Source organism: Reichenbachiella sp., assembly GCF_039941815.1.
Lineage (GTDB): Bacteria > Bacteroidota > Bacteroidia > Cytophagales > Cyclobacteriaceae > Reichenbachiella.
Window position 1 is genome coordinate 17,140 of the sequence record NZ_JBDVDW010000030.1, and the last position, 12,643, is coordinate 29,782.

Below are 12,643 nucleotides of genomic sequence, written 5' to 3' on the forward strand. Positions count from 1 at the left end.
CTACATTATTGATTAGTTGATTTCATTTTATTATTAAACCTGGATTATGCATTAGGAATCGTGATGAAAGCATAAAGCGCAAAGAAAGAGGCACTTATATTGAAGAGACATAGCACCGCTATGGTGATTCAATAAATATATGTTAAGTGTCTATTTCAAAGTGCTTTATGATTGGAATAGATTATCTAATGCATAATCCAGGTTAAAGAGATTGCCACTGTTCTTTGGAGCCTATCAATACTCGTGTCCTATACGCCTATATTGGTGATTAATACTTGAAAACCTTGTCCGATCGCTTGCCTTATATGGCCGATTTATAATTCTATTAGCAAGTATATTAACTTTTTAATTTCAAGTTGTGAATACTTCGAGTTTCCAAATTCCTGCACATGAAAACTTTTTTAATGCATTTATTTTTAACGTTCTTAAAAAGTGTCTTAGCCCTGGATGTGATTCTTTGTTTCATTTGCACACCGTATGTTGTGGAGGCCAGAACCTTGCATTCGCAGAAACTGGAAAATTCACCATGGCAATCAAAGGATACGATTAGTCGGGAAAATCTAGAAGCCCAAGTCGAACTTATTAGGCATTATTCGGCTCAAAATCCATTGCAGACCATCGCCCTTAGTCGTGGAGTAAAGGAGTATATCAGTGACGGAATCAATCGACATATCGTGAGTGATAAGTGGTACTATAAAGGCATTCTCCTCCATAGACAAGGTAACTTTGATTCACTATTAGTCTATTCTAGAGCACTCAAAGAATGGGCCAGGGAAATAGGAGATATTAAAGGAGAGAATTTGGGTCTGCTGTTGGAAGGAGAGTATTATTATTTCAAAGGTCAACATAAAAAAGCAAAACAAGCTTTTGATCTGGCTCTTTCAGGGTTCAAATTAATTAATGATACCTTGAATATTGCCAAGACCATGAATTCAATTGGTATTCTTTATATCGAACAATCTGATTATCAAGAAGCACTTTTGGCCTATACCGAAGCTTACTACATCTATAAAGATATGGATCATAAAGTAGGTATGGCTGCCGGACTTGGCAACATGGGGTATGTATATACACACCTCGGGAATTTTGATAAGGCACTCACTTATTACAATAAGTCCATGCAGCTGTTGAACAACTTTGATGACAAATGGCTAATGGCCACCAACTTGAATAGAATGGGCTTGAACTACCTAAATGGGAGAAAATTCAAGCAATGCATGGAGGTTTTTACAAAAGCACTGATGATCTGTGAAGAAAACGGAGACAAAGCTTATTTGTCTTATGTATTAAATAATATTGGGAAAACTCATTTATACCTTGGCAACTATGAGACTGCCATTGAATATTATGTTAGATCCCTTTCGATCATGGAAGATCTCGATTATAAGTTTGGTATTGCATGGATCAATCATAGCCTGGCCAAGATTTATAATGTACGGGGTGATGATTCTACAGCTCTGGTATTATTACATAAGTCATTAGATATTAGAAGAGCCATAGACCACAAATATGGAATCGCCCTTACCCTCGCTCATATCGGAAGTACACATGCCAAACTTGAAGACTACACCCGTGCTTCGGTATTTTATTCAGAATCGTATTCAATTTTTGAAAAAATTAATAATCAAAGAGGGCTTACCGAAGTTCTAATCAAACAAGGATCCATTGAACTCAATCTTAACAATTTTATCAAGGCAGACTCCATCTTCTCATCGGCATTGATCTTAGAAGAAGATATAGAGGATCCATTGCTCATGGCAAATACCCGCCATCAATTGGCAATTCTTAAACGCAAACAAGGTAAACTTAAAACGGCATTACACAATATAAACCTGGCATTGAACAAATCAAGAGCTTTAGGAGTAGGGTTGGAATCAAGAGATTTTTTAGCTGAGAAAACATTGATTTTGGAGGCAATGGGTAACTATAAAGAGGCATTGGTTGCCCATCGCAAATACAAAATACTGAATGATTCATTGTTTGCCGCAGCCAGTCAAAGAGACATTAATCATGTCAAGGTCATCTACGAATCCCAGCAAGAAAAAAAAGAACTCCTACAGAAACAGGAAAAACAAGAGCTAAAATCCAGGGAGCAAGAGCAACAGATTGAAATTCTAGAACAGAGGAGGAAAATTCAGAAGTTTTGGGTTATTGGACTGCTTGCGGGTCTTTTGCTCCTGGTAGCAATCGCTCTATTGATTTACTTCCTACTGTCGAATCGAGTCAAGGCAAAAAATATGCTACTTGAACAAGAGTATCTATTGGAACAAATGAAATCAGATATGTTTCTAAATATCGCTCATGAGTTACGGACCCCAATGACACTAATCCTAGGTCCGCTTGGCAAACTAGAAGCGAATAATAATTTGTCCTCCAGAGATCAGAGATGTTTCAAGCTGATTCGTAGTAACAGTGAGAAAATGCTAGCAATGGCGGACGAAATTTTACTGGTTTCTAAACTAGGGCAAGAGAAGGTGAAGGCCATTCTTGAACCTGTACCGCTAAAACAAACGCTGTATCAGGTATGGGCTGGATTTCGGACGTTGGCTGATAATAAGTCAATTGCTTACAAATTTGATGTAGCTCTAAGTAATGATTTTTGGATTAAAACTGAGAAACTAAAACTTGAAAAAATTCTTGGTGAGTTGATTAGCAATGCCTTAAAGTATAGTCAGGCAAATGATCAAGTTGTCGTCACAGGTAGAGAATATCGAGGACAATTCGAACTGACAGTCAGTGATACAGGCCCAGGTATCGATCCCAGCGAACAGCACCAAATTTTTAGGCGCTATTTTCAATCAAGCAAAGCTGGAAAGCGAAAATTGGGTGGAATTGGACTTGGACTCTCTATTGTCAAAGGTATGGTTGAAGAGCTGGGAGGTTCAGTTCGCGTGTCTAGCCAATTAGGAGAGGGAACCTCTTTCATTGTCCTAATTCCAATAATATTAACTAATAATGAGAGCCATGACGAAACCTCTTCGAATGACCCCACTATCGATTTATTAGATAATGTAAGTAAGGCAACGACAGCACAGTATCAAATATCATAGTACATGGTTCCAGTGCCAGCCTGCAGCTTTGGTTGTTGATAATCTGCAGAGCACGCCGAAATTTATGTTGCTCAGGATTGTATTTGAGAATCCACATTATTCAAATTTTCCCCGATAGCGCTCATCATAAAGTCCGATACATACTCTGTTACGTCCGAATTTATGAATTGAAATGCTATTCATTTGCATAAGGAAGTTGAAGTCTTCAATCGGATATTTTTGAAATTTTCAACCTTACGAAGATTCAACATGGATTATGCATTAGGAATCGTGATGAAAGCTATAAAGCGCAAAGAAAGAGTCACTTATGTTGAAGAGGCATAGCACCGCTATGGTGATTCAATAAATATATGTTAAGTGTCTATTTCAAAGCGCTTTATGATTGGAATAGATTATCTAATGCATGTTTCAGGTTAAATCAATATTGAATAAAATAACCTATCCATAAATAATAAAAACAATGAAAATCGTGCTTAGAAGAATATTTGTATTAATAGGTTTTGTATCCATGTTTTTGGCTTACAACACCAGCCATGCCCAAGTTTATGCTAAAAATGGAATGGTGGTGTCTGAGAGTGAAATTGCTTCTTCAGTAGGGACTGAAATCCTTAAAAAAGGAGGTAATGCAATCGATGCAAGTGTGGCAACAGCATTTGCAATGGCCGTTACTTTTCCGCAAGCTGGAAATATCGGAGGTGGCGGTTTCCTGGTTTTTAAAAATTTGGACGGTGAGTCTACAACCATCGACTTCAGAGAAAAAGCGCCACTTGCCGCTTCGTTAACCATGTTTCAGGATCAACAAGGTCGATTGATCAAAGGGGCCAACCATCACGGGCTAAAGTCAGTAGGTGTACCAGGCACTGTAGCTGGTTTATTTATGGCTCATGAGAAATATGGCGTTTTGCCCTGGAAAGACCTGGTTCAACCCGCCGTCGACCTGGCTGAAAATGGGTTTGAATTGACCTGGGCGCTCTACGATTGGGCGAAAAAAATCGAAGAGTGGGACCCTTCCAAAGATATACTGATCAATTACTTTCGAAATGAACAAGGGGCCATGGTTCAACCTGGTGAAATTTGGAAGCAGAGGTCCCTGGCCAATACATTGAAATTAATAAGGGACCATGGGCAAGATGGGTTTTACAAAGGCCCTGTTGCAGACGAAATCACTGCCTATATGAAAGCTAATGGTGGAATAATCACAAAAACAGATTTGTTGAAATATACAGCCATCGAACGGGAGGCGTTGAAAGGGTCATACAAAGAATTTGAGATCATTACAATGCCTCCGCCAAGCTCAGGTGGAGTGGCTTTGATTGAAATGATGAATTTGATAGAACAAGCAGATATGGAATCAATTGAATTTAATTCAACTGAATATGTTCACTTGATGGCAGAAGTAATGCGCAGGGCATTTGCTGATCGTGCACAACATTTGGGAGATCCGGATTTTAATTTCAATATGCCGCTTGAAAAGCTTGTGTCCAAGGACTTTGCCAAAACACGTTATAGAATGATTGACCAGCAAAGAGCATCAGTAAGCGACTCATCCAAATTCGGTCAATTATATGATGGTAGTAGTACCACACATATTTCTATAGTTGACAAGGACGGAAGTGCTGTATCACTTACCTATACCCTGGAGCATTCCTTCGGCTCAGGAATGGGTTCTTCCAAATTGGGTTTCATATTCAACAATGAAATGGGGGATTTTAACCCGGTGGAAGGATTGACAACCAACAAAGGATTGATAGGGACTCAACCAAATCTAATAGCACCCGAAAAAAGAATGCTCTCCAGTATGTCACCAACCATAGTTGCTAAAAATGGAAAAACATATTTGGTCATAGGAAGCCCTGGAGGAAGAACTATTATCAATACAGTATTCCAGACAGTGCTCAATGTTTTGGCTTATGACATGCCTATAGACAAAGCCATTGAAGTAATGAAAATTCATCAGTCTTGGCTCCCGGATGTTATATTTTATGAGAAAGAACTACTCTCTCCTGATACGCGTGATGCACTAGCAGAGATGGGTCATACACTAAAAAGTGTCGATTATTTAGGAAGACTTGCAGGTATCAAATACGATGAGAAAAATGAGCGGTATGCTGGCGCCTCAGATACGACCAGTAAAGATGGCGGAGCTGTGGGTTATTGATCTTATAAAGATTGAAGAAGACCAAATAGATGTTGGAAACCAATAGGAGGACTCCTATCCAAAATATTTAAGCACTAAAATCAGGTAAAGTATGATAGTGGAATCAAGTCTACTCTTTTTAATAACGAGGATTGTCAACCATGAATCTGAGCTAACCAAGATAAACTAATCTCATATGTATGATCTGGAAGGTTTACAAAATACTATGCTTTTAACCTGGATTATGCATTAGGAATCGTGATGAAAGCATAAAGCGCAAAGAAAGAGGCACTTATATTGAAGAGGCATAGCACCGCTATGGTGATTCAATAAATATATGTAAAGTGTCTATTTCAAAGTGCTTTATGATTGGAATAGATTATCTAATGCATATTTCAGGTTTAAAGTAATTCAGATAGAAAATTTGATATGATACAACATATGCTGGACATAAATCAGTTTTTAGTAAAAAATCCCGTAAATTGCATCTCTTCTTTAGCCATCAGCTAGGCTAAGGAGAATTTCAGCTAAGAAAGAAGGAAGCAGTTACTTTTGGGCCCTTTATTGGGTGCTGTAGCGACTGCATATATACCATCGATCTTAGAAATGAAGCAACTAACACACCCAAAATTCGCCCCACGGCTGTATGCCGTAACCTTATTGGTCGTTTTGACCTTGGCTGTTTCACACACTTCTTATGCTCAGGAACTTAGCGTAGATAATCTTCCCGGAGATTGGAGCCTTGCAGCTACATGGGATGCGTCGGGTAATTGGGATGTAGGCGGTGCCCCTACTTCAGGCGTCAATCGCTGGGCTACCATCCGAGGAGATATTTCCATAGCCGGATCACTTGATTATTCTCATACTACCTTTTCCGAAGGGCTCACGATTGAAAGCAATGATACGCTTACCATATTCGGAGATCTCACATTTACTGGTGCAATCATGACACTTGATGTGCAAGACAACGGGGTATTAAAAGTATATGGTGACTTAGATACCAATGGTTCTACTGTCAGTCTGGTAGGTGATGGTGTGATTGTCATCTCAGGAGATTTGATCGTAGATGGTGGATCTATTTACACTGACAATGCTGGTGGAGATGATCTCTATGTCAACGGTAGCACCACGGGTACAGCGAATGGCGGTGACTTCACCGATCTCAATTCAAACCATCCGGTTTTATACAGCGAAGTGTCATCCGAATTGCCAGTAGTATTACTCGATTTCACAGCTCGAGCACTCGATCATCAGGTAGAATTAAACTGGACGACAGCTTCAGAAGAAAATTTCGATCACTTTGAGGTTCAAAGATCCTATGATGGTGCTGAGTTCTCAGGAATAGGATACGTGACTGGTCATGGCAATTCGAACATAGTGCTTCATTATCAATATTCTGACTATTCGGCTACAGGGAGCACGCTATATTATCGACTCATGGCAGTGGATTACGACGGATCCTACGAGATCTTTGAAAGCGTACGGGTAGAAATGCTCGACGCAGGTGGCGGAGTGGTGGTCTACCCCAATCCGGTACAACAATCAGAAAACCAACTTGCGGTCGAAATTTCGAAAGATTTGAATCCAAGCCAGATTGAAGTGCTCGACCCATCAGGCAGAGTGTTGATTCAAGAGCATTTTATTGCTCCGGTCACGATGTGGCGTTTGAACCAATCGCTAGCTAAAGGAATATATCACATTAGAATTTATACAGCCAGTAGGGTACTGGCAAAAAGATTTTTGGTCAATTAAGAGTTAGGTTAAGAGAATTTTGTCATGAATAGCATTAAAAATTGGGTAATAATAGTATCGGCAGTAGTAATTACTAGCTGTGGAGGTCATCATCAGGACCCTCCCGTCTGTCTGGATGAAAACGCTACAGATTATCATATGGTAATATTTCGAGGTAGTGCGAACAGCCTACTTAGCATGGTTACCAGAGTTGGTGGCACAGTAGAACGAATACATCCAGAAATCGGAGTAGCCACAGTCAGTGGACTATCTGAGAGAGCTGCAAAACGACTGGGTCGTAGCCGCAGTGTGATGTCCATCGGGTCAGACATAGAAGTGGATTGGCTTAGAGAGCGTGTCGATGAGATCGTAGAGACTGATGGTGGCGTATCTGCCAGAATCGGAGAACACAAGGACCCTACTACTGCTGCGTTTTACAATGTATTTCAATGGAATATGCGCACGATAGGTTCTACTGAGGCTTGGGAGCTAGAGCAGGGAGACGAAAGCGTAAGGATAGCCATTGTGGATAGCGGAATCAGTGATAATCATTTTGACCTGGATGGTAAATATGATATCTCTAGCAGTATGAATTTCACAAGCAGTGATCCAACAGATTTAGTAGATTTTAATGGTCATGGTACACAAGTAGCCGGTATCATTTCTACAAACAATCATTTCATAGCGGGACTGGCTCCACATACCACGCTTATTGGTATAAAAGTACTTGAAGATGATGGTTCAGGAAACTTCTCAGACCTAGTAGCAGGGATTATGCATGCTGTAGATGGTGCTGATGCCGATATTATCAATATTAGTTTTGGTTCACACTTCTCACCCAACTACTACCTATGCAGTGGGCTTAGAACATCTATTGCTGCATTGAAAAAAGCAATCCAATATGCAAATACTCAGGGAGTACTGGTCGTAGCAGCTGCCGGAGATGGGGATGATATGTACGTCGGACATGACCTTGGATCCGTTGGGCTATTACATTTTCCTTCGCAGTTTCATCAGGTATTGTCAGTGGGAGCAAATGCACCCATCAATCAGCAAGATTTTGACAGCCTTACGTCTTATTCTAATTATGGAAGAAGAGCTGTGGATGTCGTAGCTCCCGGAGGCAACGACCTATTAGTAGATGGTACCTTCCTTGATGGGATAATGACCGCTGTGTCGCCAGAATTGGTGAACGGTTCTACCAATAGATACAATACTACATCTGGCACAGGTATTTCGGCGGCTCATGTCTCTGCATTGGCCGCCTTGATTAGTGCTCAGAATAGTGAGACACTTTCGCCATATGAGCTAAAGCAAAAGATAAAGGATACAGCAGACGATCTGGGAGTCCTTGGCAAAGATGAGCTTTATGGAGCCGGCCGGATCAATGCCTACCGTGCGTTAACAGAATAAAATAATTTAACCTGGATTATCTAATGCATATTTCAGGTTTAATTAGGAATCTTGTACGACTTCATTCTTATCCTTCATCAAGTCAACCTGGAGGGTAAGAATGAATGCGGTACCAACTCCGACCTTGCTTCGTACATCGATATGACCACGATGGGTCTTCATAATATCTGTAGATATCGAGAGTCCCAGTCCGGTGCCCTTGCCAGATTCCTTAGTCGTATAGAGGGGCTCGAAAATTTTCTTTTTGACATCGTCGGTCATCCCAGATCCACTATCCTGGACGATGGCTCTCACGTATTTCCCAGAAATATCTTGTAGCATGATCTTAATCCAGCCTTCTCCTTCAATGGCATCGGAGGCATTGCCAATCAAGTTGATAAATATCTGATTGAGCTGCCCCGGGAAGCAGTCGATCGCAGGGATATTATTACCATATTCCTTGATTATCTGCACACGACCTTTGTACTTAGATTTTGAAATCAGAAGTGCCGAATCTATGATTTCATGCAGGTGTGCTTTCTTGAATTTCTTTTCATCTTTTCTTGAGAAAATCCGCAGACCGTCTACAATCTCAATAATTCTGGTCGCACCAAATTTCACATCTTCGAGTAGATCAGCAGTATCCTTTTTTAATACAGACACACTAGTATTTTCAGCTTTGTGAATATTATAGTTGCTCTTGATCTCATCCAAATTTTCTAATTGCAGAATTTGTTCGAAGGTCGAAAGACTATCGAAGGCCTCAGAAATGTTTTCTTCAAGAATTTGTAATCCGTTCGATACAAAGCTGATAGGATTGTTTACCTCATGGGCAATTCCGGCGGTGAGCATTCCAAGAGCGGACATTTTCTCAGCCTGAATCAGATTTGCCTGGGTGCGTTTTAGCTCGTCATGCGCTCTGTGCAACTTGGCATTCTTTTCCATTATCGTTGCGTTGCTCAGCTGAAGCTCAACGTTGCGCTGATGAATAGTGGCCTGTTGCTTCTTTAGTAAGCTGTTGAGTCGGCTCACTCTCACATATTCCACACCCAGGATCAATGCAATGATCACAAAGGCTCCACCGATAATGAGGTAGATGAGTTGTCTTTTTTCACTGATTTCGGCTTCCTGCTCCAGGATGAGCTTCTCTTCCTCTGCTAGCTTCAGCTCTAACTGATGTCGTATCAGGCTCTCCTTATATCTCAGTATTTCGGCCTGTCTTTCTGTACTTTCAAACTCATGCTGAGCAATCATCAAATCTTGATGGATATACTCCGCTTCCAGTGCTGAGTGTCCCAAATTTCTATTCCCAACTAGCGCTTCATGCTCAAGAATTTTTAATCTGGCAATTTCATCATTTTTGATTTCTTCTCTTTTAGAGCTTTCTGCTTGTGTTATAATCAATGCCTCTTCCTCCACGATGGCACGAGCCTCTTGTTCTAGTGACCTGGCTGTAGCTTCAGCTTCTTCAAATCCTTGTGCATCATAGCTCACAGACTTTGGCAACCTTGCACTTAGTGATTTATACTTTTGATCATATGTTTGGGCTTGCTGATCCTGATTCTTGGCCTGATAGGCCTTTGCGAGCTGCTGATAGGTGTTCGCCAGAATTTTATTGTTTATTGAGTTTGTCAAACAAATGTTTTCAGCTTTCTTGAGTGCTTCAATCGCTTGGTCATTTTCGCCAGCATTGAGATACAAAGCGGCTATTTGGTTATTGGCATTGGCAGCCATTTGCGGACTTCCTCCCTCAGTCTGAATCAACTGAAGATAGGACTCACCTATTTCAAGGCCCTTGTCATAGTCATTCAGCTTTTGATACACCTCCAGCAATCCATCATGCGCAATCAGTTTGAAGTAGGCTAAACTATCCTGTACCGCCAATGATAGTAATTGTTGATAGGCCTTCAATGCCTGCTCATTTTGATTGGCGATCAGAAAATTGAGACTGGCAGCTGCTTTCACTTCAATCATGCCAAGTTCGTAATCGATTTGATCGAATTGCTCGTAGGCTATATCATAGGTCTCCGCAGCTTTGGTAAAAGCGCCCATATGAGAATATATATTGGCTAGAGATAGATATCCGTTGGCTGACACACTGTAGTTGTTGATTTTTTCGGCATTCATACTCAGACCTAAAAAGAGCTGAATGGCTCGCTGAAAGTCTCCCTGAGTTAAGTAGATTTCTCCGATAAGGTTTTTTGCTTCCCAGATCTTTTGTTCATCACCAATAGTAGTGGCAGTCGAAAGGGCAGATTGTGCCTGCGATAATGAAAGCGAAAGGTTCTGGCGATTGAGATTGGTTTTTGCATTCGTCAAAAGTGTAATTACCCGCTCTTCACTTCTATTATTACTTATCTGGGCATTTGCTGTATTTCCAACTGCCAAAAAGTGTATGATGAGAAACAGGGGAAGTCTTGATTTATTGAACAATAAAGTCATAAATGATTTACCGAAATGGGGGCTATTTTGTAGTTGCTGTATGGACATGTTTGAATCCGCTGTCGATTCGAGTCAAACTAAGCTACGTAAATCAGCCAATTCACCAAAAAAAATAGGACTAAAATGAGTGGATATTTCGACGAATGTCTCTACTGAGGGTAAAAATTGGAATTAACGATGAGATTACTGTCAATTCTTAATAGTTTCGCTAGTTGTTGAATACTGATTTAGATATCGAAAAAAGCACCCTTGATCTGTCTCAAGAACGGGAATATGAAAGGGTTTTTAAGTGCTATTACAAGCAACTCGCCACTTTTGCTAATCAGTACGTAGAAAGCTCGCAAATAGCTGAGGAGATTGTTCAGGACGTTTTTACTAACGTATGGATTAAGTCTGATCAAATAGAGATCAGAACGAATATCAAATCTTACCTCTACGGTGCCGTCCGAAATGGATGCCTAAACTATCTCAAGCACAAAAAAATAGTACGTCGACATGAGGCGTACGAAGCGCTAAAATCTGAATCATTTGAAACAAATTTTATGGAGATCGATGAGCTTCAGCAGGAAATAGATCAGGCGCTGGATAGACTACCAGAGAAGTGTCGGGAGATTTTTGAAATGAGCAGGTTTGAAGAGAAAAAGTATAAGGAGATTGCCGAAGAGCTTGGCTTGTCCATTAAAACTGTTGAAAATCAAATGGGGCGAGCGCTAAAGGTGATGCGGTCTGCATTGAGCAGACATTTGCATGGACTCACTTTATGGCTTAGCACGTTACTTCAAAATGACTTGTGGGGGTAAAATGAACGATAGTTGTCCACAATATAAGGAATGAGTAAAGAGGAAAGACATATCGTATCTGAAGAAGAATTGTATCTGCATTTTGCCAGCGAGCTGAGTGATGATCAACAGGCTCAAGTGCTGGATTGGAAGTCGCTCTCCGGCGAAAATGAGGCTGAGTACAATCGCTTGAAGCTTTTGTTTCTGGATCTAAAGGCCGTGAACACTATAGGCGCAGAAGATGAAGGCTTTGATGTGGGGCAGGCTTGGGCCAAATCGGTCCGAAGGAGACGTTCGACGAACAATCATCATTCTATTTCGCCGTACTACATACTCAGAGTAGCTGCCATGATTGTTTTGATGATCGGAGTAGGCTGGTTTTGCTGGGATATGGGTACTAAGTCCGAGTCTACAAATCTGATAGAATACGTAGCCTCGGGGGAGATGAAGTCTATTACACTACCAGACGGAACTAACATCAATCTAAGCAAAAACAGCCGGCTGATTTACTCCAAAAACTTTGATAAAAAGAATCGAACTGTCAGTCTTGAAGGTGAAGCCTTTTTCGATGTGACTCACAACCCCAAACTTCCGTTCGTGGTGAAAACCGGAGAAGTGCAAGTCAGAGTCCTTGGCACTTCGTTTAATGTGAACAATGCAATTTCCGATAGTGTAGAGGTAATGGTGAAAACCGGAAAAGTGCAGATGACCGCTTCACGCAAGCGTACGATCTTGACACCGGGCTATCGTGGCGTATATTATCGAAGCACCCGGCAGCTTGTTAAAATTGGTAACACTCGTGCAGAAAGTCCACTACCGAAAACCAACAGAAAGCTTTCATTTGAAGATCAGCCATTATCAGAGATATTAGCTTCCCTCCATCAAGCGTATCAGATCAAAGTGAACTTATCCAATCCGGCTATTGCCAATTGTAAAATTAGTATATCGTATGAAGGCGGTCCTATTGAAGAATTTCTCAATGGTGTTGGCTACCGTCTGGGGATCGTCTGGTCCAATCAGGGAGATGCTTACCTGCTGGCAGGCAGAGGATGCCCAGAGTGATCTTGATGGCGAAAACCTCTATCTGATAAATACTAAGTATGTTTTTTGCA

General features: G+C 40.9%; 7 protein-coding genes. 6 read left to right on the forward strand and 1 reads right to left on the reverse strand.

Features of this window, described 5'->3' with window-relative positions; genetic code table 11:
* Window positions 1–389 precede the first annotated feature (389 nt).
* From ABJF11_RS06920 to ABJF11_RS06935, 4 genes are all read left to right on the forward strand, one after another.
* Window positions 390–3,050, forward strand: coding sequence for a tetratricopeptide repeat-containing sensor histidine kinase (locus ABJF11_RS06920; protein WP_348118998.1), 2,661 nt, complete (start codon window positions 390–392; stop codon window positions 3,048–3,050).
* 460 nt (window positions 3,051–3,510) lie between these two features.
* Window positions 3,511–5,208, forward strand: coding sequence for a gamma-glutamyltransferase (gene ggt, locus ABJF11_RS06925; protein WP_348119000.1), 1,698 nt, complete (start codon window positions 3,511–3,513; stop codon window positions 5,206–5,208).
* A 585-nt stretch (window positions 5,209–5,793) separates the two neighbouring features.
* Window positions 5,794–6,939 (forward strand): T9SS type A sorting domain-containing protein, encoded by a 1,146-nt coding sequence (locus ABJF11_RS06930; protein WP_348119001.1) that lies wholly within the window; start codon window positions 5,794–5,796, stop codon window positions 6,937–6,939.
* A 24-nt stretch (window positions 6,940–6,963) separates the two neighbouring features.
* Complete coding sequence (locus ABJF11_RS06935) at window positions 6,964–8,331, forward strand: S8 family serine peptidase (protein WP_348119002.1); 1,368 nt, start codon at window positions 6,964–6,966, stop codon at window positions 8,329–8,331.
* Window positions 8,332–8,373: 42 nt separating this feature from the next.
* Here the strand turns inward: ABJF11_RS06935 and ABJF11_RS06940 are convergent, their stop codons facing one another.
* Window positions 8,374–10,800, reverse strand: coding sequence for an ATP-binding protein (locus ABJF11_RS06940; protein WP_348119003.1), 2,427 nt, complete (start codon window positions 10,798–10,800; stop codon window positions 8,374–8,376).
* A 167-nt stretch (window positions 10,801–10,967) separates the two neighbouring features.
* Here ABJF11_RS06940 and ABJF11_RS06945 point away from each other — a divergent pair, with 167 nt between their 5' ends.
* Together ABJF11_RS06945 and ABJF11_RS06950 are read left to right on the forward strand one after the other, a co-directional pair.
* Window positions 10,968–11,552: an RNA polymerase sigma-70 factor gene (locus ABJF11_RS06945; RefSeq protein WP_348119005.1), complete on the forward strand. Its 585-nt coding sequence runs from the start codon at window positions 10,968–10,970 to the stop codon at window positions 11,550–11,552.
* A gap of 30 nt (window positions 11,553–11,582) precedes the next feature.
* Window positions 11,583–12,593 carry a FecR domain-containing protein gene (locus ABJF11_RS06950; RefSeq protein ID WP_348119006.1) on the forward strand — a complete coding sequence of 337 codons (1,011 nt, stop codon included), beginning with the start codon at window positions 11,583–11,585 and terminating at the stop codon, window positions 12,591–12,593.
* The last annotated feature ends 50 nt before the right edge of the window (window positions 12,594–12,643 follow it).